The organism is Cystobacter fuscus (assembly GCF_002305875.1).
In the GTDB taxonomy this organism is placed as follows: domain Bacteria; phylum Myxococcota; class Myxococcia; order Myxococcales; family Myxococcaceae; genus Cystobacter; species Cystobacter fuscus_A.
Genome location: NZ_CP022098.1, coordinates 8,556,408 through 8,578,165 on the forward strand (window position 1 = coordinate 8,556,408; position 21,758 = coordinate 8,578,165).

The following is a 21,758-nucleotide window of genomic DNA, read 5'->3' on the forward strand; positions in this document are numbered from 1 at the left end:
TGGAGGTGGCCTGGAGCTACAGCTACACGCCCACGGGCGAGAGCCGCCCGGCAAGCGTAGCTGTACGTCAAGCTGTGGGAAGCACAGGGGCCCCGTACCGTTACCCTCGGGAACGTCACCTTCCCGGTGAGCCAGCAGGCGGCGCCCTGAAGCCGTGCCAACCTCAACTCAAGGGGCCGAGCGCCCGCCGATCTCCGGGAAGCGCTCGTAGGCCCGTTTAAGCGCGTCTAGGTGCGCAGGGTTGTCCAGGTCGAGCGGCGCATCGGTGAGCTGCACGACCCGCCCGCCCGTCGCGGTACGCCGTGCACGAGACAGCAGCTCCGCGTCTCGGGCCGGGTCCGGGAACCCGATGGCGCGTGCGGCAGCGGCAGACCAGTAATTGAGCCATCCCAGCCGATGCGGAATCTCAGGCGAAGGGATGTCCCACGCGAGCTTGAGTGCCGGCAATCCCCGGGGGGGAGGCTGCGGGTTGGCCGCCCAGTTCTTCGTCTGCCGTGCGATGTCCAGCCCCGCCCTGGAAGGCGTGGCATGCCCCCAGTACGCGCGCGCGGCTTCTGCCACGGCCTCCAGCACGTCTGCGGCTGCCGCGATGCCCTCTGGCGTTAGAGGCAACCTCGCATGGACTTCAAGTTGGGCCTGACCGCCTGACGAGCTGACCGCCGAGGTTTCCAATCCCGTCACCGTCACGAGGGCGCTCTCATTGTCGTTGCTGATGAGCGGAAATCCCCCGTCCGGCCTCTCTAGAGCGACCGCCGCGTCGCGCTGTGGCAAGGGGATGAAATGCCCCTGTTCAGAAATCCTCCACCCCAGGCGCAGGCCAGGGAACGCACGCTCCATCCCATGAACCACGGCCACAGGGCGGCTGTCGTCACCCACGAGCGCGGGTGCGTAGACGATGAGGGTAATCTTTTGCTTGGCCGTCATCTCAGCACCAGTTCATGACGACGATGAGACCATCGAAGGTCGGGTCCGCTTCTTCCAGCGCTTCCTTGTGCGCTTTGCTTCGCACACCAACCCGGAAGTCAAAGCCGCAGGCCCTTGCAAGGTCGCGCTCAATCCGCAATTTCGCCAACTGATCTCTGATCACAAATTCTCGAAGGGCCTCCGGGTACGTGTCGAAGTTGTCGGTCTTGACTGGGCTTGCCCCGGTTACGTGGACAGTAGGGCTAAGATGCCAACTTTTGCGGTAAGGCCGCAAGCTCAAAATCCACTGGACTGACGTAGCCCAGCGAAGAGTGCCGCCGCTGGCGGTTGTAGAAGACCTCGATGTATTCGAAGAGGGCCAGCCGAGCCTGCTCGTGCGTGGCGAAGGCGGTGGTGTAGACGAGTTCCTGCTTCAAGCTGCTGAAGAAACTCTCCACCACGGCGTTGTCCCAGCAGTTGCCCTTGCGCGACATGCTGCATTGGATGCCCCGAGCAGCCAGTGCCTGCTGGTAGTCGGTGCTGGCGTACTGGCTGCCCCGGTCCGAGTGGTGCAACAACCCCTGCGGTGGCTGGCGTGCGCTTCATCCGCTCCTTGAGGCTCATGCCCTCCGGCGGGCGCCCTCGCTCCCTGGGCCGCCCTCCCCTGAGGTGCGCGGCAGGGGCCCTGGGTTTCTTGGGTGTCTTGAGCTTCAACACCACGCGGCTTTCCGTCCTGCGCAGCAGCCCGGCCTGGGGGGCGCCGGCCCAACCCCGGCCGGTGAGCACCGCGCCAGCGCGGCGGGTGGACCGAGCCCCCGCCATGCGCTCCACGACACACGGCGTCATGCTTTTCTGGCAATCCAGGAAGCACAAGGGGTTCAAAATTTTCAATAATTCCTGTAATCGTGCCAGACCGAGGACTGGCGCACGGGGCCACACCTCCAGGGGAAGGCCCGCGGCTGAACGCGACACGCCGTGCCCAACCAAACCCAAGAGGACGCATGCGTTTCTCGAGAAGTGGGCTGACGCGTTGGCTGGTGCGGGTGGGAAGTGGGTTGCTGCTCGCGGGCTGCGGCTAGGCGGACGAGGCCGAGCCGCCCTCCGCAACGGACAGCACTGGCATGCCCCTGGTGAAGAAGCTCGCGCCAGCGGGCTTCGAGCCAACGCCGTGCTGGTTCTCGTTGGCACCTGACCAGGTGGAAGGCGAGACGGTGCGGTGCGGCTACGTCGCCGTCCCGGAGCACCACGCCCAACCGGAGGGCAAGTGGATCCGCCTCGCGGTGGCCCTCTTCGGAAACCCCGAGGAGGTGAAGGCGAAGGATCCGGTGGTGCTCCTGGAGGGAAACCCGGGAGTTCGCGCCGCCTACCTCGCGAGCACCCTGACACGGGAGCGGGTGGAGGCCCTCACCCCGGACCGGCAGCTCATCGTGTTCGACCAGCGCGGCGTCGGAGCGTCCCAGCCGGCGTTGGAGTGCTGGGAGGTCGGTATGCCGTATCCGGACCCGCTGCGCCGGTGCAGTGCGCGCCTGCAGAGCCAGGGCATTGACATCACGGCCTACAACACCCAGGAGAGCGCCGGGGACGTGGAGGCGCTCCGGGTCGCGCTGGGGTTCCAGCACATCAACCTCCGAGGCTCCGCCTACGGCTCGCGGCTGGCGATGGAGGTGCTCCGCCGGGCGCCACAGCGCGTGCGAAGCGCCATCGTCGACTCGGTGCTGCCGCCGCGGGACAACCTCTACCTCCAGGCGGTGCCGGGCTTCGACCGCTCCCTACGCAAGGTGTTCGAGCTCTGCGCCGCGGACGCAGCCTGCAACGCCCGCCATCCCTCGTTGGAGCCCCTCTTCTCCTCGGTGGTGCAGTCCCTCAACGCGCGGCCCCTCCTGGTGGTCTTCCAGACCCCGGAGGGCCGGAGTGGCCGCATGCAGGTGAACGGAGCCATCTTCGTCCAATTCCTGCACAGCTTCCTCCAGGACCCGGCGCTTCTGGAGACGCTCCCCGCCATGCTCCACGCACTGAAGGAGGAGCGGACCACGCTGCTCGGCAACGCCATCGGCGCCTCGCCGGTGCTGACGTCGTTCATGCGTCTCAGCTACGGCATGCACCTCTCCACTCTGTGCCGCGAAGAGGTGTCCGCCACCACCCCCGAGGCGGTGACGACGGGAGCGGCCGGGGCGCTGCCGGAACTCCAGGGCTTCTTCCTGCCCACGCAACTCGACATGTTCAACACCTGCGCCCAGTGGCCCGCGGGCACCGCGGAGGCTGCCTGGTACGAACCGGTGGTGTCCAAGGTGCCCACGCTGCTGCTCTCCGGAGAGTTCGACCCCGTCACCCCGCCGGAGCTGGCGAGCGCCGCGGTGCAGTCCCTCAAGCATGGCCACCACGTGGTCATCGCGGGCGGCTCTCACGCGGTGCTCTCCTCCCATCCCTGCGCGGCGGACATCTCCCGGGCGTTCCTGCTCAAGCCCGCGGTTCAGCCTGATATCTCCTGCGCGGCCGAGGGCCGCATCAGGTTCCTCGTCGAGCCCCCAGCCACCACCGCCTCCCAGGCGGATGGGAACGAGGCCCGGTAGACGTCGGCGTCCCAACCGAAGAGGTTTTGTCCAGAAGGCGCAGCACCCGGTGACGCACCACTCGCGGCAGTCGCTCCACCTCACCTCGCGTAGGCGGAGGCAATGCCTCGAGCCACATACCATCCGCCACGATGACGGGAGGTACACCTCGGTAGGCGGACCGCTAGACTGTCCTCCTCACCCTTTCCCTGGAGGACAGTCCATGCCGACCCTCATCGCCGCCCCCACCCGCGTCACCGCCGTGGGCAACAAGCCCAAGCTCATCGACGAGTACATCGGACGGGTGAACACGCGGCAGGCCGGGCTCAGCGTCGCCCACATGCGCAGCCCGGGCGGCTGGCTCGAGCCCGGACAGACCCCCGAGTTCCAGGAGATGACGGTGGTGCTGCGCGGCCTGCTGCGCGTGGAGCACCGCGGCGGCATGCTCGAGGTGCGCGCCGGACAGGCGGTGGTGACCGAGGCGGGCGAGTGGGTGCGCTACAGCACCCCCGAGGCCGAGGGCGCCGAGTACATCGCCATCTGCCTGCCGGCCTTCTCTCCCGACACCGTGCACCGCGACGCCTGAGCGGGCCCGCCCGGGCTCAGGGGGACGGAGACACGGAGTGGGCGGCCTGCTCGCCCCGGCGCAGGGGCCAGAGCAGCGCCACGAAGGCCACCGAGAGGACCGTGCCCAACAGGAAGACCTGGGCGTAGCTCCACCCGAACCGGGTCGCGAGCAGGCCCGCGAGCGGCCCCCCGGGGGACTTGCCCAACACCTCCACGCTCGCGAGCAGCGTGTAGTGCGTGGCGCCGATGCGGCGATCCACCCGCGACATCATGAACGCGAAGACCACGGTGGTGAGCACACCCCCGAAGAAGTGCTCCGCCACGGTGACGGCGATGACCCCTTGCGCCGAGGGGGGATGCAGCGCCAGCCACCACTCGCCTCCGAGCGGGAAGACGCGCAGGCACGAGGCGAGCGCCAGCGCGCCCACCAACGGCATGCGCGCCGCCAGCCAGCCTCCCGCCGCCGAGCCGAGCAACGACGCCACCATGCCCCATGTCCCCACCCACTGGCCGATCTGCGCGGGCGTGAAGCCCATGTCCACGAGGAAGGGCTTGAAGAGCACGTCCACCAGGGTCTCGCCCAGCTTGTAGGTGGCGATGAAGAGCAACACCCAGCCCGTGCCCGGCAGGCGCCACGCGGCGGCGAGCCGCTCACGCACCTCGCGCCACGACACGAGCTCCCCTCCACCCACCACCTCCGCGCGCCGGGGCTCACGCGTCAGGGCCACCAGCCCGAGCACGCCCAGGGACAAGGCGGACATCACCAGGAAGATGCCCCTCCAGCCGAGCGAGCCGCTCATCCACACGAGCAGCCCGCCCCCGGTGAGCATCCCCAGCTTGTAGCCCACCACCTGGGCCGAGTTGCCCCACCCCAGCTCATGGGGCTCCAGCAGGTCCACCGCGAACCCGTCCACCGCGATGTCCTGCGTGGCCGCGAACAGGTTCATCAGGAAGACGAGCCCCAACAGGGCCTTGAGCGCGTCGGGCACGGGCACGAAGGCCGCCAGGGCGCACGTCGCCGCGAGCCCCAGTTGCATGGGCAATATCCACGACTTGCGCCGGCCCACGCGCTCCGAGCCATAGCGATCCACCAGCGGTGCCCACAGGGCCTTGCCCATCCACGGCAGGGACAGCAGGCCCAGACTGCCGATGACCATCAACGACACGCCCTGCGTGCGCAGGTACACCGGCAGCGCGGTGGTCTGGAAACCGAAGGGCAGCCCCTGCACGAAGTACAGCGCGCTGAGCAGGGCCACCTTGCGAAACCGGGACGAAGTAGGCGTCACCCCCCGGACGCTAGCGGAGAATTCAGCGCGCGCCGAACGTCTTCACCATCTTCGTGTACACGCCCATGATGAGCAGGGGCCCCACCCACATGCCGGTGAAGCGGGCCGCCCGCTCGTGCCCCATCAGCTCCGCCCCCAGCGAGAAGGCCATCGAGCACAGGCTGGTGAAAAGAAAGACATCCGAGGGAATCTTCGCCGCCTGTTGCTCCAGGAGCCGGGTGAGGGAATTCTCCGTGTGCTCGGCCCGCATGACCGCCGCCGCCCGGTACTCCATCATCGATCGCTGACTCGCCGGATTCGTGTCCTGCCGCATCCCGCCTCCCCCATGTGATGGAGCCGGTGTGGCCCCGTGCGCCCCTGGCGCTGCGTACCATATTAAGTCCTCCACCCCGGAGGGCGAGGGGCAGAGGGGAGGGGCATGCAAGCGAGCGAGCAGGTACACGAGGGGTTGCTATTCGCTGCGGACGGAGCGGGTCCCCTGCTGCAGCGCGACTACTGGGGACTCATCGACCGCTGCGCGCGTTCGCCCACGGAGGTCATGGAGTGGGTGGCTTCGCACTTCGGAGAGTTCGCTCCCAAGGAGCTGTGTGTCTTCGAGCGGGCGGGAGACCCCACCGGGCCCCTGGAGCTGGGGCACGAAATGGAGGTGCGCATCCGGGGCGCGGGCCGGTGCCACGTGCGCGTCATCCACCGGGATCGCCAGAGCTTCACCCTGGGCACCCTGCCCGGCCACCCCGAGGCGGGACGCATCACGTTTGGCGCCTACCGGAATGAGCGGGGCGACGTCATCTTCCACATTCGAAGCCGGGCACGCTCCGGCTCGCGAATCATCTACCTGGGGTTCTACACCGGCGGCGAGGCCATGCAGACGAACACCTGGACGGACTTCGTGAACAACGTCGCCCTCACCGTGGGTGAGGGAATCATCGGCTTCATCCACGCGGACACGACCGTGATGGAAAAGGAGCACGAGGAACAGGACGACGTCCAGGGCCCCACCTATCTCGCACGGGGAGACGAGACATGACGAACGTCGAGTGGCGCTTGATGTCGGGCTGGTCGGACAAGGAGGTGCTGGAGCGGCTCGCGCGCGCGTCCACCCTGCCCCTCAACTTCGAGGTGCAAGAGAAGGACATGACGCCCGACAACGGCTGGAGCCAGGTGGAATCCCAGGCCCTCATCGGCTGTGACCCTCCGGGCCCGCCCAAGGAAGGGGATGCGTTCCACAAGCTCAAGGAGGCCGTGGCGCGCATGGGCTTCTCCGACCCGCGCATCGTGCACGGGCACTTCAATGACGCCATGCCGCTGCTGGGCCGTCCGATGATGCTCGAGCTGCGGCCCCTGGTGGGCCTGCGCTACCTGTGCCCGGTGCGCGTGCGCGCCGTGCGCTCCGAGGTGGATGACAAGCGCACCGTCTACGGCTTCAGCATCGACACGCTGCAGGGGCACGTCGAGGCGGGGCGTGAGTGGTTCCTGCTGAGCAAGGATCACCGCACGGGCGAGCTGCGCTTCCACATCCGCGCCGCGTGGCGCGAGGGACAGTTCCCCAACTGGTGGAGCCACGTGGGCTTCGAGTTGGTGGGCCGCCGCTACCAGCGCGCCTGGCACCACCTGGCCCACCAGCGCTTGCGGGAGCTGCTGCGCGGCGGCTACCTGGAGCAGCACCCGGACGCCCAGGCCCTGCAGGAGGCGAATCTCCGGGTGGGACGGCTTCCCGTGCAGTTCGCCTCGCAGCGGGGCCTGAGCCGCCGCCTGCTGGGCGTGGAGCACGAAGTGGAGCGGGACCAGCGGGGCAACGGGTGGAACACCCTGGGCCTCGGAGTGCTCGCCGGCATGCGCGGCTTCAGCGCCCCGGCCCTGCTCGGATTCCACTTCTCCCGCGAACCCCAAGCCGCGCCCTCGGGAAACCTGGGGCTGCTCGCCTCGCCCCTCGTGTCGCGCGCGCTCGCGGTGCTGACGGCGGGCGAGGTGGTCGCCGACAAGACGCCGTGGATTCCCGCGCGCATCTCGCCGCCCGCGCTGGTGGGCCGGGCCCTCTCGGGCGCGCTGGTCGGAGCCGCCCTGGCACCACGCCGCCCACTCACCCCGGTCCACGCGGTGCTGGGCGCGGCGGCGGCGGTGGCCTCGTCCTTCACCTTCTACGCACTGCGTCGGTTCATGACGCGCCGTCTGGGTGTGCCCAACGTGGTGGCGGGGCTCGCGGAAGACGCCGTGGCCGCCGCGCTCGGGGGCAAGCTGTTCGCCGCACTGCGGTAAAGCCTGACGCGGGAACCCGGGTGGTACGCTGGAGGCCCGCTCGCCTCCTCGACGAGCGGGCGTACCTCCCTACCCCCGGAGTCCCCAATGCGTTCCACTCGTCACGCGGCCCTCGTCGCGGGCCTCACCACCACCCTCCTCGCCGTCCCCGCTCTCGCCACGAACTACACGCTGTGGATCCACGGCAAGAATGGCGGCGGCACCCAGGCGGGCAACTACAACGACTTCTCCAACTGGGGCCCGAGCACCGCCGCGGCGGGCGTGAACAAGAAGGCCGTCAACTGGAACGGCACCCAGCGCATCTCCGTGGAGAACTACCGCGTGCGCGACGCGCTCGACTGCTTCTGCACGGGCGACAACTGGTGCTACGTCGCCGTGCACAGCGCGGGGGACCTGCAGATTGGCTATGCGTTGTCGCTCTACGGCGGCTCCACGCGCTCCATCAAGAACGCCACGCCCAACAGCAGTGGCGTGTGTGGCAACGCGGGCGGCACCCAGGTGGGCTGGAACATCAAGTGGGTGGACGTGGCCTCGGGCGCGAGCGGCGGCAGCGAATTGGCGGACATGGGCGAGTGGGCGGTGAAGGATCCCATCGTGAGCGACCTGGTCACCACCACGGCGCGCGGCATGTACAACCACAACACCACGCGCTCGGTGTGGTTCTACAACTTCGCCGCCGCCAAGGGCACGGCCTACTCGGGCATCCTCCCGGGCCAGGATGACGAGGCCGTGGCCTATCACTCCACGGGAGGCGTCTCCGGCTCCTCGGGCAGCTCGCTGTGCAATCCGGGGGACTGGTTCTGCGGCGGCACACTCAACACGGGCACCAGCGCGTGCAGCTCCGGCCAGGCCAAGTGGTCCTACCACTCGGTGAGCTTCCGGGATGACGGCGAGGACTACAGCCACTCGGGCAACGGCAACTGGGAGGGAATCCCCGGCGTGGTGCGCAAGGACGTGGCCAGCCGCGCCTACTGAAGGGCAGCCCACTCCAATCAAGCCACCACTGCCTGAGCGAACGCGAACAATCCCGGTCAGTCATGCTGCGTCCTGACCATCCCGGTCCCGCGCGCGCGCAGGCAGATAGCAAAACGATTGGGGGGCCACGCCACTCTTGATCAACGACCGCAACTCCAGTGGCTTTCGGTATCGACGCACTCTCTGGACCTTGATGGCGTACGCGGTCGATCGCCCCTCGAAGTACTCATCGAAGAAGCGCCGAGAGATGCCAGCCAGCTTTGCAGTCCGCGCCCAGAGCGTGCTGGGGCGCTCAGACAGAACCTCGGCGATGTCGAACTCGCCCACCACCTTGCCCACTGGCTTGGTGGCGTAGATGACCACGGTCTTCACCGTGGGGTTCTTGAAGACCGCCTTCCGAAATTCGAACTGCTTCTCACCATCGAGGATCTTCTCCGCGTACTCAGGCTTTATTGACAACAAGACTTTCATCGACGAGCCCCTTCCGAAGAACGTTTAGGAATTGCTTATGGCTTAGCGGCAGGAAGCCCCAGCGAACATTGCCTTCAAGTCCGAGTTCCTCGATCATTACTTTGCGAGTCACCCGCTTCTTCAAAGCAATGTTGTAGGTGAATCGAATGACGTGAGGGTACTTCTTGTGCTTCCAGAAGCCCAGCAATTCGTGCTCCTCGAAGACGCTGTAGGGGCGGCAGTACGCGAGGAAGTCCTCCTGCGTCTTGAAGGAATAGATGGGCCGGTACTCCTCGACGACGCAGGCTGACGTGGCGACTGACCGGTAGTGGGCGGGCCCTTGCTGGTCGCTCGTCCGGTAGATCAGGAGCACATCGCCACGCTTCAGAGCATCCATGCCCGACATCGCGGCCAGGTACACCTTGTGGATGCTGTTGGTGTGCGACACGTCCTGCACCACATCGGCATCCTCGGTCTTCAGAATCGAATCGGGCAGCAGGCGCGTGTGCCACTGAGGATAGAGCGCGAGCAGGTAGGCCCGCTCCTGGGATAGGCGCACGAGGGGATAACTCCGCACCACGTCCTCGTAGGCGCCCCGCAACTGCTTGACGAACACCTGCTCTGTCCCATTCTTGGAGGTCTTTGTCCCGACGTTCCGGAACCCGTACCTCTCGAGCAACCCGATCAATGGCCCATGCTCCGAAAAGACGGTCACGTAGACCTCGTCCACCTTCTCGAAGATGGCGTGGTCGAAGATCTTCTTGATGAACCGTTCGCCCAGCTTCGTTCCGTGGGCGTTGATCTTCATCGTCCCGACCTTCAAGCGACGCGCAGGCGGCAGGACCGGAGCTACATCCGCGACCGGCCCCACCTCGACTTTCACGTATAGGAATCCGTCGATAGTACCTTGGTCGTTCTTGAACACGTAGGCGCGGTCATCCGCCTTCTTGGCGAACCAGATTGGGAATTCCTGGTAGTTCGCCTTCAGCGAATCGAAGAACGGGTCGGCCAAATTGATGTCCTTGAACTGAAGATGCTCCAGATTCATAGCCGCTCCATGTAGAAGGAGGTGCGAACCATCCCAGTGCCCACCACTCCAGTCAACGTAAAGGCCCAAGACGGGGAGGGATGGACGCACTGCCGCGGGCAGCGGATTGAAACAGGGAGGCCGCGGAGGGGTAGGCGTGCCACTCGCTCGGGCATCGTCCAACACCACCTGCTCGGCCCATTGCTCCGCGAAGCACCCATGCACTCATTCCATGTCCTCGCGCTCCCCATTTGATCCAACGCTTCGCCCAGTTGAACCAGGGGAACAGCCGCTTCGCGACCCCCAGCAACTGCGGCAGACACGTGAGGTCCATGCACCCCGCGGGCCAGCCGCAAGTCCTCAGAAAGACTTGATCCCGGTAGACGCACCTGTCCAAGCCGCGTCTCGTTCTCAAGCCCCTCGTTTCGAGTTCTTTGACACCATCTCCGGCGTGGTGCGCAAGGACGTGGCCAGCCGCGCCTACTGAACCGGGTGCTCCGAGCGCCACGGGGGTCGATTTCCGCAGCGTCACGGAGAGGAGCGCCGGGCCTCCGTCTCGATGTACTCCCACAGTCGTTTGGCCACCGGCCCTCGCGGAACGTGGTGCAGCCGGGCGGCGACGATCTCCCTCCTGAACCGCTTGAGGTACCTGCCCGCGATGGAGAGCAGGCGTCCGTCCTTCAGCTCCTGTTCGATCATGAAGCGGGGCATGTGGCCCCAGCCCATTCCGCGCAGGATCAACTCCTTCTTCATCCACTGATCTCCCACCGTCCAGCGACGTGCCCCATCGACGACGAAGTAGTCCTGGGGTGGCAGCCGGCGGGCCGAGTCTCGGATCACGCACTGCACATGATTTCTCATGTCCTCTGGCGTGAGCCCGTCGGTGATCGGGAAGGGGAGGAAGCCCGGCGCCACGACCGGTATCAGCTCCACGCCGAACAGCTCGATGCTATCGAGATGAGGGTCGCTCCTGTCGTGGTCATGGAAGATCAGATCGGCGTCCTGATCGAACAGCCGTTCCAGCGGACCGGACAACGAGTCGAAGTGCAGGTGCAGTTGGGTGTGGGGGAAGTCGTCGGAGAAGCGCCGCAGCAGCTTGACGATCCGATCCAACGGACACAGCGAGGCGACGACGACGTGCAGCTCGCTTTCCTCTCCCTGGGCCAGGCAGTCCGCGAGGGTGTGCAGGGAGCGCGCGTCCGCCAGCAGACCGCGCGCGCGCGCATGGAAGGTCCTTCCCTCCTCGGTCAGCGCCACCCGGTAGCCGGAACGGTCGAGCAGCCGGATGCCCAACTGGGCCTCGAGGTTCTTGATCGCCGCGTGGATGGAGGGGTGGGAACGGTGCAGCATCTTCGCCGCTGACTGGAAGCTGCCCCCGGTCACCACCGCATCGAGGCAGACCAACTCATGCAAGGTGAAGTCGAACATTGTAGGAAAATCCTACGGTGTTGGTCGTGATTTCCAAATTTCTATCGGCATCACCGGCGCTTAGGTAGTCGTCGTCCCAAAACGAGGAAGCCAATGTCTGTCATCCAGAAGCGAGTCATCCTCATCACCATCACCTTCGCGTCCCTCCTGGTGGGACTGTCCGCGCGGTCGGCACGGGCTCAACAGTCGCCCCCACCGATCGTGCAGGTCGACCAGCTCAAGAAGATCAGCGAGCACGTGCGCGTCATTCTGGACAACGACGTCGATTTCGTCTCCAACATCGGCTTTGTCGTCGGCGACAAGGCGGTGCTCGTCATCGATACGGGAATGGGAGCGCGCAACGGCGCCGCGGTGGCTCATGTGGCCAGGAAGTTGGCCGGCAAGCGGAAGATCTACCTGGTGACCACCCACGTCCACCCCGAGCATGACCTGGGCGCCCAGGGGTTCCCGGCGGACATCACGATGATCCGGTCGGTGGACCAGGAGAAGGACATCGCCGAGTTCGGTCTGTCGCTGGCGAAGCTGTTCGCCAGCATGTCCAGGATCAATGCCGAGTTGCTCGAGGGCGCCCGGTTCCGCGAGGCGGACATCACCTTCACGAACTCCCTCGAGCTGGAGCTGGGCTCGCTGCGGGTGCGTCTGCTGGCCCTCGGGGCGAACCACACCCGGGGTGATACCGGTGTCTGGATCGAGGCCGATCGTGTGCTGTTCGCGGGCGATGTGGCGATGAAGGGCACTCCCGCGCTCGCGAGCCCCCAGTCCACCATGGCCCACTGGATGGAGACGCTGAACCGGGTGGAAGCGCTCGAGCCCTCCGTCATCGTGCCCAGTCACGGGCCGGTGGGTGGCCTGGAGTTCCTCCCGCCCTATCGGACCTTCCTCACGACGATCCGAGATCGAACCGCGGCCGCGAAGAAGGCCGGACGCACGGTGGACGAGGCCGTCGCGGAGATCACGGCGGCGCTGTCGGAGCGCTACCCCGACCGCCTCCATCTGGATTGGGCGGTCAGGGCCCTCTACGCGGAACTCCAGTAGGCGAAGGCGGAGACCCTCCCCCTCCCTCCCTGTCCAGGAGAGAGAAGGGGGGACTCAGGGCGCCGCGCAGCCCAGGGCCACGGTGGCCGACAGGGGCGTGGCCGTGCGGGTGAGACTCCTGGGCGTCACCGAGATGTTGGACACCTGGACGGCGCCGCCCTCGGCGTACTCCGTCTTGCCCTCCACGCGCCTGAGGCCGGCGGTGGTGGGGGACTTCACGCAGCCCGAGCCCGAGGGGAAGAGCCGCAGGAGAGTGAGCGCCGGGCCATTCAGGGTGAAGGAGAAGGTGGAGCCGTCAGGGCCGGCGGTCGCCTGGAGCCCTCCGTAGAGCGCTTCCTGGAGGGAGCCGTCGGACGAGAAGCGGGCGAGCACCTGCGAGATGACATTGGAGCCAAGGACACCACTGTTCGCGGTGAAGGAGATCCACGTGTCCTCACCCGAGGCGACGAGCGAGTGGCCACTGCCGAACTGGAGTGGGGCCTCGGTGGTGCCCGTCGACGTCGGCACCTGCTGGGTCAGATCCGCGCGGCTCATGGTCCTCGGTTGTCCCTGGGCGTCGAACGTCGCGAGGACGAAGGGGCTGAGCACGGCGACGTTGTCGCTGCGCGTGGAGTTGTTGCCCAGGCCCACCATCACCGAGCCATCGGCCAGCAGGCGCAGGCCCGAGAGGGAGTGGTTGCCCGGTCCGGGCGAGGCGAAGCTCTTCCACGCCACCTGTCCGTCCGCGGAGACCTTGGTGAGGCCGATGCCCGACATCCGGCTCTTGGAGTCGAGGGGCACCCCCGCGGCGATGAACGCATCGCCCGCGGCAATCACGTGCGTGGCGGGGATGCTCTTGGCCCACACGGGCTCGAGCTGTGCGTCCACGCGCAGCAGGTTGCCCCCGGCCAGCAGCAGCCCGCCATCGTCGAGCGGCAGGGCCCGTCCCGGTGAGAAGCCGGTGTACTCGGCGGCCTGCCGCACCGCGCCCGTGGCCGCGTCGAGCTTCAGCACCCGGAGCGAGCCGGGATAGGTCTCGCCGGAGATGAGGAAGAGCGCGCCATCCCTGCCCGCCACCAGATGGGTGGGAAGGTCCCGCTCGTCGATGCGTACGACCCACTTGAGCGACATCTTCGCGTCGAGCCGCAGGACCGCGATGTCGCTGTTGTAGCCCTTGTCGTCGGCCAGGAGCGCCGCCAGCACCACGTCTCCATCCGGCAGCGTGCCGATGGTGCCATTGCGGTACTCGACGAAGAAGCGCGTCCCGGTGAGGGTCAGCGTGGCCGCCGTGTTCTCCCGGGGCGGGCCACCGCCTCCTCCGCCGGCACCTCCCGCGCCGGAGACACCGCACGCCGTCAACAGCGTCAGTACCGCTCCGCACAGCCAGCTCTTTCGCGTCATGGTCCACCCTCTCCTGCGGTCAGGGGAGAATACGTGGAGAGGCGGAGGGACAAGACCCCCCTCGCTCAGTGCGACGCCTGGGTACCGCTTCCCCTCCTTTCCTCGGAGGTCGCGCCCACCACCCTCCCAGACACGTCCTCCGCACCCGTAGGACCCGGCGGATATGATTCGCCCCTTTCGAGAGGGAGGAAACCGTGGCGGACCTCGCGGACGGGGCCCAGGTGGAGATGAAGGGCTCGGGAGCCAAGCCGTACATCCTGAAGAACACCGGGGGCGTGTACTCGTGCTCCTGCCCGGCGTGGCGCAACCAGTCGGTAGCCATCGAGCGGCGCACGTGCAAGCACCTGCGCAAGCTCCGGGGAGACGCGGAAGAGGAGGCGCGCGTGGGCACCACGAACACGGCCCCCGCGGCCCGGACCCCGCTCCGCACCAACGTGCGTCCCGGCACGAGCACGAGCGAGGACCCGGCCACCGCGCCGCCCGTGCTGCTGGCCCACTCCTGGGAGAACGACGTCGAGCTGACGGGCTGGTGGATGAGCGAGAAGCTCGACGGCGTGCGCGCGTACTGGGATGGCAAGCGCTTCCTGTCACGGCAGGGCAATCCCTTCTTCGCCCCCGACTGGTTCACCGAGAAGCTGCCGGACACCCCGCTCGACGGGGAGCTGTTCGGCGGACGCCGCAAGTTCCAGCAGACGGTGAGCATCGTACGGCGACAGGACCGGGGCGAGGGGTGGAAGAACCTGGCCTTCGTCGTCTTCGACGCCCCGGCCCTGGACGCCCCCTTCGAGGAGCGGCTGGCGCACTGCGAGCGGTATGTGAAGGACGTGTCACCGCCCTACACCCAGTGGCTGCCTCACGAGCCCTGCCGGGGCGTGGATCACCTGCGCCAGGAGCTCGCCCGGGTGGAGGGGCTCGGAGGCGAGGGGCTGATGCTGCGCCAGCCGGGCTCGCGCTACGAGGTGGGCCGCTCGCACACCCTGCTGAAGGTGAAGAGTTTCAAGGACGACGAGGCCCGCGTGGTGGGACACGTGGCGGGCGCGGGCAAGCACAAGGGCCGCCTGGGCGCGCTGGAGGTGGAGCTGCGCGACGGCACCCGCTTCTCCGTGGGCACCGGCTTCTCGGACGCGGAGCGCAGCAACCCCCCCGGCATGGGCACCATCATCACCTTCCGCTACCAGGAGCTGTCCAACGACGGCGTGCCCCGCTTCCCCTCGTACGTGGGGGTGCGCATCGACGCCGCCCCCTTCACGCCCGTGGCCCGTCCTCCTCGGACGTGAGGATGCTCGAGGCGGTCGACGCTCGCGTGCGGGCCGCCGCCGCCTCGGGCACGAAACCGGCGTGCCGTGGGTCGTTCCAGGTGCTCCCGAATGGCGTGCACCCCGTCGGGTGCCGTCTGGTACTCCATCACCCACAAAACCAGTTTACCCTGTTTTACTCTCCGAGTATCCTTCAAGGTGTTTTAAACCTTTAATTCCTGGTTTAAACACCGAAAGGGATAGACCTATGCCCAAGAATCAAAAGGGGGCAGGCCGTGCTGGTGGGCTCTCCACCTTCGTGCTCATGGCCGTGATTCCCCTGGTGTCGCTGCCCGCGTTCGCGCAAACGAAGCTGGCCATCCCGGAGGCCAACATCAGCGCCAGCGCGAGTGACAGCAACCTGCCGGTCCATGCGAATGACGGTTCGCTGAGCACGCGCTGGTCGGCCGATGCCACGACGGGCACCCAATGGCTCCAATACAATCTGGGCGGCTGCTACAGGATCGCGTTCGCCAATCTCGCCTGGTACAACGGCGATTCGCGCAAATACAATCTCGAGCTCAAGACGTCGGACAACGGCACCACCTGGTCCACGGTGTTCAGTGGAACCAACAGTGGCACGACGGCGGCACTCAAGCCCTATACCTTCGGTGACAGGCCAGCCAAATACGTGCGGCTGGAAAGCACGGGCAGCAATGTCAACCGCTGGGTCAGCCTGTCGGAGATGGAGATCTGGACCCAGGGGACGGGCACCTGCTCCGGGCTCGACCGGAATCGCACCCCGGGCGAGAATTTCGACCTGTCCGACTACCAACTGCAAACCTTGAACAGCTCGCTTCAAGTCAAATTCGTCGATCCCATCAACACCTACACCGACAAGTATTTCTATACCGACCCATCGACCGGCGCGATGACCTTCTACGTGCCGTCCGGAGCGGGCTCGACCGCCAACTCCAAGTATCCGCGCTCGGAACTGCGCGCGGATACCACCTGGCATATGGGCGGCACGCACACGCTGGCCGTGTCGATGAAGGTGCTGCAACAACCGGCCACCGGTCAGATCATCATCGGCCAGATTCATGGCGAACAAACCGGCGGCTCGGAGCTGTTGAAGCTGCGCTGGACCAATGGTGACATCCTCATGGGCGTGAAGAAGAACTTCGGCGACTCCGAGCAGAGGATCCTGATCAAGAGCGGCGTCGCGCTCGGGGAGAACATCGACTACGTCATCAAGCTGGTTGGACCCACCGTCACGGTCACCGTCAATGGCACGTCGAAGTCGTTCACCTACGACAGTGCGTCATGGAGCGACGTCGATCTGTACTTCAAGCTCGGTGCCTACTCGCAGGACGCCTCTTCGAACGGCACGTATGCCAAGGTCGCGGTGACGGCGCTGGACTGAGCGCCGCGCGGAGGTCCGGGCCCCAAGAGGGGCACTTTGTCTCGTGGCCGTCACATCCGTTCCGCGTTCCCTCCATCAGGGTAATCAGGTGCAAGACCAGGGTGGCCTCATCACCCTGCTGAACGACCGGGGGTTGAAGGTCCACGGCGGCTCGTCCTCGCGCGAGCAGGCCCGTCGGCCGGGTTGGACCCTCGTCTTCTGAGTCCGGGGAGCGCGCCATGCGGGTCAAGCAACGAGCAGGTCCCCTCTCCGTCCACGCCACCGCGGGCACGCACGTGGTGCTGCTCGGCATCAACCTGCGAGAGCGCAACCTCGCGGGGCTCCTGGGCTTCGCCATCGAGCGGACCGACCACACGGAGAATGAGCGCTACTGGCTGCGGGGCTTCCGGACCTTCTCGGACACGGAACCCCGCCTGGCGGCGGGTGCCTCCGTCTCCCTGCGCATGCATCCACTGCAGGGCTTCCTGTGGAGCGACTTCACGGCCAAACCGGCTCACCGCTACACGTACCGGATCGTCGCCCTGCGCGGCCACCCCAAGCACCTGGAGGAAAGCCAGGAGGTCGAGGTCCAGGTGACCACGGAGCTCGAGCACGACGGCACGCACTCGGTGTACTTCAACCGCGGAATCGCGGGCTCCCAGGCCTACGCGCGGCGCTTCGGCAACCGGCATCCGGACGACGTCCCGGACGGCCAGGCCTACACCTGGCTCTCCCGGGGGCTCGTCGAGGCGTTGTCTCGCTTCATCACCCAGGCGAAGGACTCGAGCTGGGGCCTCCGGGCTTCCGTCTACGAGTTCACCGCCCCTTCCATCCTCCAGGCCTTCGCCCAGGCGAAGGCCCGAGGCGCCGACGTGCGCATCGTCTTCGACGCCAAGCGCAACCAGCGGCCTGGAGCGGACGGGGAACCGCATGGAAATCCGCGCGATCGCAACCTGACGGCCATCGCGGCGGCGAACCTCCAGGCGCTCACCCTCCCGAGGGAGAGCAACGCCCGCTCCATCTCCCACAACAAGTTCATCGTCCTGCTCCACCACGGCGAGCCGGTGGCCGTCCTCACCGGCTCCACCAATCTCACCCCAGGAGGTCTCTACGGCCATTCCAACGTGGCGCACGTGGTGCGCGAGCCGTCCGTGGCCACCACCTTCCTGCGCTACTGGGAGCAGCTCGCGGGCGACCCCGAGGCGCGCTCGCTGCGCCAGTGGACCGAGCAGGCCACGCCCGTGCCGCGCGTCCCACCGCCGCTCGGCTGCACGCCCTTGTTCAGCCCACGCGCGTCGCTGGAAGCCCTGAAGTGGTACCGGGACCGGATGCGCGAGGCCCGGAGCGGCGTCTTCCTCACCGCGGCCTTCGGCGTCAACGATCTCCTGGAGGAAGTGCTCGCCGAGGACGTGGACTTCCCGCGCTACGTCCTCCTGGACCGGGAGGATGACCACATGGAGCTGCTGCGGCGCGACCGGGACAACCGCATCGCCGTGGGCTCCGTGCTCCAGGGGGATGTCCTGGAGCGCTGGGTGCGCGAGCGCACGGTGCCGGGACTCAACGGACACGTGAAGTACATCCACACCAAATACCTGCTCATCGATCCACTCGGTCCGGCCCCCCTGGTCATCACCGGCTCAGCGAACTTCAGTGATGCCTCGACGCGCGACAATGACGAGAACATGCTCGTCATCCGCGGCGACACCCGCGTGGCCGACATCTACCTCGGCGAGTTCATGCGGCTCTTCAATCACTTCTACTTCCGCACCTCCGTGGCGAACCGGCCCTCGCCCCGGCGGAACCTCTCGCCCGATGATTCCTGGACCCGGGCGTACTATTCCCCCGGCTCGTTCAAGAGCCGGGAGCGTCTGCTCTTCGCGGGGGAAACTCGAGGCACGCGCGGCGTTGCCCGATTCCCAGCTCCAGGAGCATGAGACCAGGCCAGGCACACCCTGGCCATAATGTTATACGAGCAACGACAGGTCAGCGGTATCGCCCTGTCATCAAGATCCGTCCCAGTCTCATTTCATGAGAGGAACCGAGGGAGCGGGCACCCATTCCGTCCTCACCGTGTCCGTGGTGATGATGTTATTGACGCGTCGGCAACAACCCTCTCCCGGACGGTGTCCATGAAGAACAAACTCATCGGTTCGTTGGTTCTGGCGTGCAGTTGGCTCGGACCCATCGCCTGCGCTGGTGACGCGCCCACGCCCCCCGCCGCCCAGGGTGGCGATGCCCCGTCGGCGCCGCAGGACCCGGCTCCAAGCAACCCCGCCATCGCCAGTTGCAACATCACCCAGGAGCGCGTGCGGATCACCGAGATCGATGTCGGCGCGACGGTCGTGAGCAACGAGGACGAAGTGGCGCTCAAGCCCCTCGTCATCTCCCCCATTCCCTCCGGAGGTTCGCGTCTGGCCTGGATGGGCAATGACGGCAAGGTGCACATCACCCAGCTCGATGCGAGCGATCGCCCGGTGGGAACGTCCTTCGGCCTGCCGGCGAATGATTTCGCCGACCTGTACGCCGACGACACCGGTGGCACGCTGTTGCTGACACGGAATGCGAAGGGCGGAGGCACGCTCAACTGCGGCGCACCGACCAACCTCTGTGGCAGCCCACCCAACCCGCCCGTGCCCTGCTACGACATGTACATGGTGCGCTTCGACGGCACCACCGAGACGTGGGCCACCGTGCTGACGAGCTCCAGCGAGACCCTACCGCCCTACTCCACCGGACCCACGGGCCCCAGCGTCTACATGATCTGGTGGTACGCCCACCACGGGCGCATCGCGTTCGACGGCACGCGCTACGCGGGGTACTTCGGCGCCGCGATCAGCATCTCGCAGAATGGCTGCATCAACATCCACCAGGGCGACCGGATGAAGGTCGTCGGCACCGACGGCAAGCTCCAGTCCGGCGGCTTCGATTGGGGTTGCAGCCACAGCGGTTATGAGCGGCTCATCTGGGATCCCACGGCCCGCAAGTTCGTCTCCATCTGCAAGACCGACAACAACAACCGGATCGCGTTCGCCCCCACCTACAAGACCATCCAGCCCGTCGACCTCGCCTACTCGAACCTGGGCAACGCCGTGACGGCCACGGGCGGGGGGTACTGGCTCACCACGAGCAACATCCGCTCCGGCCAGACGCCCAATGCCAACGGGCTCGCGGACGTGCACCTCCTGCACTTCGTGGACGGCGCCTCCGACAAGGACCTCGTCCTGGCGAGCGATGCGGGACTCAACAACCGCGCCCCCCACCTGGCCGCCTATGGCCAGAACCAGCTCCTGGCGGCCTGGGAGACCTCGACGCGGACGGGAGACCTGATCCGGAACGACACCAGCCGCAAGCTCTACGTCCAGGCGCTGGATCGCGCGACCGGTGCCGCGAACGGCGCGGCGCTGCAGGTCGATGTGAAGGGCAACCGCTATCAGGACTTCGTGGCCTTCCCGGACGGCAGCGTGGCCTTCGCCGCACCGGGCAGCAGCGCGACCAAGCTCAAGATCCTCCGCGTCCTGCCCTGCGCGGGGTGAGAGGAAGGGAGGAGGGGTGCCGTCCGAGTGGGCTGGCACCCCTTCGACCCCTCAGCCCTGGCTGGCCCCAGGGACTCGCGCGGCGCCCGTGGCTCGACGAAGCAGCTCGAACACGGAAGGAGCGCCCGCGAAGCACCACAGGGCGATCACCGGATCGCAAAGGGCACAGCCAAACGACGACGTGGCGTCGAACGGGATGATCGGATTGCCGTAGAGGTAGTGGGCGAAATCCCAGCAGGTATGCAACAGCCAACCGGCACCGATGAAACGGTAGTCCTCGAGCCCCCGGTACGCGCAGTACGTGATGATCGTGGCGAAGGCGAATTCCCAGACACCGAAGCCACCGCTGAGGTACGCGGCGCCCGCGCCCGCGATCATCACCGCCTTGAACTTCTGTCGGGCGGGCTCCCTGAGCAAGGAGCAGAGGCAGATGTACAGCAGCCCGATCAGGGGCGGCGCCACGTAATGCAAGACGCTCAAACTCCGGGTTTTTTCGATCAACAACTCCGTGAACGGCATGACTTTCCTTTCACTGAAAACCCTTTCGATGCCTCCACGCTAAGCGGCCCGTCACACCCGAACAATTGGCGGAAATGCCATGAGTCAACGGGTTCTGGCCAACGGTCATGCACGAAAACACCTCCTTAAGAATCACGTAACAATTCCGTCACAGGCTGGCCGTCCATGTGGACCCGCCTCCGCCAACCCCCCTTCCGCGGCACGCCGCGTGGATTGACCCCCCCTCCCGTACTCCGAGCCCTGGCCGCCGCGGTCGGGCTCTTCCTGGGTGGTTGTGGTACCCAGGACGACACGCCCCCCGAGGACACGCCGCCGGACTCCACGCCGACGGGAGACCCCAACGTGCTCGTGGGCACCTTCCAGGTGCTGCTGGTACCGCCCGTCGCCGCCTCGGGCGGCCAGTCCGAGACGCCGGGGTACACCACGGTGGTGGGCAAGATCTATGACGGCCCCTCCCCCTCCCAGATCATCTGGCAACAAGCCGCCCAGGGTGGGGACTGCAAGCTGACGACACCGCGCGTCCCCTTCTGCGGCACGCCCTGTGGTGGCAGCGCCGTCTGTGTCGACGATGACAAGTGTCAGGCCTATCCCACCGCGCGGGCCGTGGGCACCATCCAGGTCCAGGGGCTGCGCACGGCCTCGGGGGCCACCGGGTTCTCGATGAGCCCCATCGCCAACAACTATCAACCCCCGGGCAGTGTCTCGCTGCCCTACCCCGCCTTCTCGGAGGGGGACGAGATCGTCCTCACCGCGGCGGGCGCGTACTACCCGGCGTTCACGCTCAAGGGGCGTGGCATCACCCCGCTCCAACTGCTCGATGGCACGCTCACCCTACAGCGTGGCCAACCCCTGGCCTTGCACTGGACGCCCGCGGGCCAGGCGGATGTCTCCACCATCCACGTCAAGCTGGACATCAGCCACCACGGTGGCACCAAGGGGATGATCGAGTGTGACACCGCGGACACCGGCTCGCTCCAACTGCCGGCCGAGCTCGTCACGCAACTGCTCGACCTCGGGGTGGCGGGCTACCCCACCATCATCGTGACGCGACGGTCCGTGGGCTCGGTGACGATCGCCCCTGGCCGTGTGGATCTGCTCGTCTCCTCCGAGGTCGAGCGCGCGGTCGTCGTCCCCGGCATCACCTCGTGCAGCAGCAACTCGGATTGTCCCTCCGGCAAGACCTGCCAGCCGGACCTCACCTGTGGCTGAGAAG

20 protein-coding genes and 1 pseudogene are annotated in these 21,758 nt (G+C 66.8%); 11 read left to right on the forward strand and 10 right to left on the reverse strand.

Features of this window, described 5'->3' with window-relative positions; all coding sequences use genetic code 11:
- Positions 1–168: 168 nt before the first annotated feature.
- The 3 genes and pseudogenes from CYFUS_RS34415 to CYFUS_RS34425 form a co-directional block, all read right to left on the reverse strand.
- Complete coding sequence (locus CYFUS_RS34415; RefSeq protein ID WP_095989078.1) at positions 169–924, reverse strand: DUF5953 family protein; 756 nt, start codon at positions 922–924, stop codon at positions 169–171.
- A gap of 1 nt (position 925) precedes the next feature.
- Entirely contained in the window at positions 926–1,204 is a 279-nt protein-coding gene (locus CYFUS_RS54115) for a DUF6310 domain-containing protein (protein ID WP_332468308.1), read from the reverse strand.
- Positions 1,167–1,499, reverse strand: a pseudogene (locus tag CYFUS_RS34425) (integrase core domain-containing protein); the annotation flags it as partial. The gene CYFUS_RS54115 and the pseudogene CYFUS_RS34425, both read right to left, overlap by 38 nt.
- A 525-nt stretch (positions 1,500–2,024) precedes the next feature.
- Between CYFUS_RS34425 and CYFUS_RS34430 the strand changes: the two are divergent.
- Both CYFUS_RS34430 and CYFUS_RS34435 read left to right on the forward strand, forming a co-directional pair.
- Positions 2,025–3,473, forward strand: a complete 1,449-nt coding sequence (locus CYFUS_RS34430) for an alpha/beta hydrolase (protein WP_095989079.1) — start codon at positions 2,025–2,027, stop codon at positions 3,471–3,473.
- Between the two features lie 202 nt (positions 3,474–3,675).
- A complete protein-coding gene (locus CYFUS_RS34435; RefSeq protein WP_095989080.1) occupies positions 3,676–4,038 on the forward strand; it encodes a cupin domain-containing protein in 363 nt (120 codons plus the stop codon).
- Positions 4,039–4,054: 16 nt separating this feature from the next.
- On the opposite strand, the gene CYFUS_RS34440 is transcribed toward CYFUS_RS34435, so the two are convergent.
- Both CYFUS_RS34440 and CYFUS_RS34445 read right to left on the reverse strand, forming a co-directional pair.
- Positions 4,055–5,305 (reverse strand): MFS transporter, encoded by a 1,251-nt coding sequence (locus tag CYFUS_RS34440; RefSeq protein ID WP_095989081.1) that lies wholly within the window; start codon positions 5,303–5,305, stop codon positions 4,055–4,057.
- Positions 5,306–5,327: 22 nt separating this feature from the next.
- A complete protein-coding gene (locus CYFUS_RS34445; protein ID WP_232536974.1) occupies positions 5,328–5,618 on the reverse strand; it encodes a hypothetical protein in 291 nt (96 codons plus the stop codon).
- A gap of 105 nt (positions 5,619–5,723) precedes the next feature.
- Between CYFUS_RS34445 and CYFUS_RS34450 the strand changes: the two genes are divergently transcribed.
- From CYFUS_RS34450 to CYFUS_RS34460, 3 genes are all read left to right on the forward strand, one after another.
- Positions 5,724–6,332, forward strand: a complete 609-nt coding sequence (locus CYFUS_RS34450; protein ID WP_095989083.1) for a DUF1990 family protein — start codon at positions 5,724–5,726, stop codon at positions 6,330–6,332.
- A complete protein-coding gene (locus tag CYFUS_RS34455) occupies positions 6,329–7,561 on the forward strand; it encodes a DUF1990 family protein (protein ID WP_095989084.1) in 1,233 nt (410 codons plus the stop codon). The genes CYFUS_RS34450 and CYFUS_RS34455 overlap by 4 nt, the downstream gene beginning before the upstream one ends.
- 87 nt (positions 7,562–7,648) lie before the next feature.
- Positions 7,649–8,536, forward strand: coding sequence for a hypothetical protein (locus CYFUS_RS34460; RefSeq protein WP_095989085.1), 888 nt, complete (start codon positions 7,649–7,651; stop codon positions 8,534–8,536).
- Between the two features lie 60 nt (positions 8,537–8,596).
- Here CYFUS_RS34460 and CYFUS_RS34465 read toward each other — a convergent pair whose 3' ends face one another.
- The 3 genes from CYFUS_RS34465 to CYFUS_RS34475 form a co-directional block, all read right to left on the reverse strand.
- Complete coding sequence (locus tag CYFUS_RS34465; RefSeq protein WP_095989086.1) at positions 8,597–9,007, reverse strand: ASCH domain-containing protein; 411 nt, start codon at positions 9,005–9,007, stop codon at positions 8,597–8,599.
- Positions 8,979–10,034 (reverse strand): N-acetyltransferase, encoded by a 1,056-nt coding sequence (locus CYFUS_RS34470; protein WP_095989087.1) that lies wholly within the window; start codon positions 10,032–10,034, stop codon positions 8,979–8,981. Before CYFUS_RS34470 ends, CYFUS_RS34465 begins: the two co-directional genes overlap by 29 nt.
- A 507-nt stretch (positions 10,035–10,541) precedes the next feature.
- Positions 10,542–11,441: a LysR family transcriptional regulator gene (locus CYFUS_RS34475; RefSeq protein WP_095989088.1), complete on the reverse strand. Its 900-nt coding sequence runs from the start codon at positions 11,439–11,441 to the stop codon at positions 10,542–10,544.
- Between the two features lie 93 nt (positions 11,442–11,534).
- On the opposite strand from CYFUS_RS34475, the gene CYFUS_RS34480 reads away from it, so the two are divergent.
- A complete protein-coding gene (locus tag CYFUS_RS34480; RefSeq protein WP_095989089.1) occupies positions 11,535–12,476 on the forward strand; it encodes an MBL fold metallo-hydrolase in 942 nt (313 codons plus the stop codon).
- Between the two features lie 54 nt (positions 12,477–12,530).
- Here the strand turns inward: CYFUS_RS34480 and CYFUS_RS34485 are convergent, their stop codons facing one another.
- Positions 12,531–13,856: a hypothetical protein gene (locus tag CYFUS_RS34485; protein ID WP_095989090.1), complete on the reverse strand. Its 1,326-nt coding sequence runs from the start codon at positions 13,854–13,856 to the stop codon at positions 12,531–12,533.
- Positions 13,857–14,050: 194 nt separating this feature from the next.
- On the opposite strand from CYFUS_RS34485, the gene CYFUS_RS34490 reads away from it, so the two are divergent.
- The 4 genes from CYFUS_RS34490 (at position 14,051) to CYFUS_RS34505 (ending at position 20,026) form a co-directional block, all read left to right on the forward strand.
- A complete protein-coding gene (locus CYFUS_RS34490) occupies positions 14,051–15,133 on the forward strand; it encodes a DNA ligase (RefSeq protein ID WP_198316244.1) in 1,083 nt (360 codons plus the stop codon).
- Between the two features lie 226 nt (positions 15,134–15,359).
- Entirely contained in the window at positions 15,360–16,514 is a 1,155-nt protein-coding gene (locus CYFUS_RS34495; protein ID WP_095989091.1) for a polysaccharide lyase family 7 protein, read from the forward strand.
- Positions 16,515–16,732: 218 nt separating this feature from the next.
- The gene (locus CYFUS_RS34500; RefSeq protein WP_095989092.1) at positions 16,733–18,427 is read left to right on the forward strand and encodes a phospholipase D-like domain-containing protein; all 1,695 of its coding nucleotides are present in this window, start codon (positions 16,733–16,735) and stop codon (positions 18,425–18,427) included.
- Positions 18,428–18,622: 195 nt separating this feature from the next.
- Positions 18,623–20,026, forward strand: a complete 1,404-nt coding sequence (locus CYFUS_RS34505; RefSeq protein WP_095989093.1) for a hypothetical protein — start codon at positions 18,623–18,625, stop codon at positions 20,024–20,026.
- A gap of 51 nt (positions 20,027–20,077) precedes the next feature.
- On the opposite strand, the gene CYFUS_RS34510 is transcribed toward CYFUS_RS34505, so the two are convergent.
- The gene (locus CYFUS_RS34510; RefSeq protein WP_095989094.1) at positions 20,078–20,545 is read right to left on the reverse strand and encodes a DUF6010 family protein; all 468 of its coding nucleotides are present in this window, start codon (positions 20,543–20,545) and stop codon (positions 20,078–20,080) included.
- Between the two features lie 165 nt (positions 20,546–20,710).
- Between CYFUS_RS34510 and CYFUS_RS34515 the strand changes: the two genes are divergently transcribed.
- On the forward strand, positions 20,711–21,754 hold the full coding sequence (locus tag CYFUS_RS34515) for a hypothetical protein (RefSeq protein ID WP_095989095.1): 1,044 nt from the start codon (positions 20,711–20,713) through the stop codon (positions 21,752–21,754).
- The last annotated feature ends 4 nt before the right edge of the window (positions 21,755–21,758 follow it).

Excerpts from the sequence above, each read along its gene's own strand:
- CYFUS_RS34415 (WP_095989078.1), bottom strand. The coding sequence starts at position 924 with ATGACGGCCAAGCAAAAGATTACCCTCATCGTCTACGCACCCGCGCTC.
- CYFUS_RS34430 (WP_095989079.1), top strand. The coding sequence starts at position 2,025 with ATGCCCCTGGTGAAGAAGCTCGCGCCAGCGGGCTTCGAGCCAACGCCG.
- CYFUS_RS34435 (WP_095989080.1), top strand. The coding sequence starts at position 3,676 with ATGCCGACCCTCATCGCCGCCCCCACCCGCGTCACCGCCGTGGGCAAC.
- CYFUS_RS34445 (WP_232536974.1), bottom strand. The coding sequence starts at position 5,618 with ATGCGGCAGGACACGAATCCGGCGAGTCAGCGATCGATGATGGAGTAC.
- CYFUS_RS34450 (WP_095989083.1), top strand. The coding sequence starts at position 5,724 with ATGCAAGCGAGCGAGCAGGTACACGAGGGGTTGCTATTCGCTGCGGAC.
- CYFUS_RS34455 (WP_095989084.1), top strand. The coding sequence starts at position 6,329 with ATGACGAACGTCGAGTGGCGCTTGATGTCGGGCTGGTCGGACAAGGAG.
- CYFUS_RS34460 (WP_095989085.1), top strand. The coding sequence starts at position 7,649 with ATGCGTTCCACTCGTCACGCGGCCCTCGTCGCGGGCCTCACCACCACC.
- CYFUS_RS34465 (WP_095989086.1), bottom strand. The coding sequence starts at position 9,007 with ATGAAAGTCTTGTTGTCAATAAAGCCTGAGTACGCGGAGAAGATCCTC.
- CYFUS_RS34470 (WP_095989087.1), bottom strand. The coding sequence starts at position 10,034 with ATGAATCTGGAGCATCTTCAGTTCAAGGACATCAATTTGGCCGACCCG.
- CYFUS_RS34475 (WP_095989088.1), bottom strand. The coding sequence starts at position 11,441 with ATGTTCGACTTCACCTTGCATGAGTTGGTCTGCCTCGATGCGGTGGTG.
- CYFUS_RS34480 (WP_095989089.1), top strand. The coding sequence starts at position 11,535 with ATGTCTGTCATCCAGAAGCGAGTCATCCTCATCACCATCACCTTCGCG.
- CYFUS_RS34485 (WP_095989090.1), bottom strand. The coding sequence starts at position 13,856 with ATGACGCGAAAGAGCTGGCTGTGCGGAGCGGTACTGACGCTGTTGACG.
- CYFUS_RS34495 (WP_095989091.1), top strand. The coding sequence starts at position 15,360 with ATGCCCAAGAATCAAAAGGGGGCAGGCCGTGCTGGTGGGCTCTCCACC.
- CYFUS_RS34500 (WP_095989092.1), top strand. The coding sequence starts at position 16,733 with ATGCGGGTCAAGCAACGAGCAGGTCCCCTCTCCGTCCACGCCACCGCG.
- CYFUS_RS34505 (WP_095989093.1), top strand. The coding sequence starts at position 18,623 with ATGAAGAACAAACTCATCGGTTCGTTGGTTCTGGCGTGCAGTTGGCTC.
- CYFUS_RS34510 (WP_095989094.1), bottom strand. The coding sequence starts at position 20,545 with ATGCCGTTCACGGAGTTGTTGATCGAAAAAACCCGGAGTTTGAGCGTC.
- CYFUS_RS34515 (WP_095989095.1), top strand. The coding sequence starts at position 20,711 with ATGTGGACCCGCCTCCGCCAACCCCCCTTCCGCGGCACGCCGCGTGGA.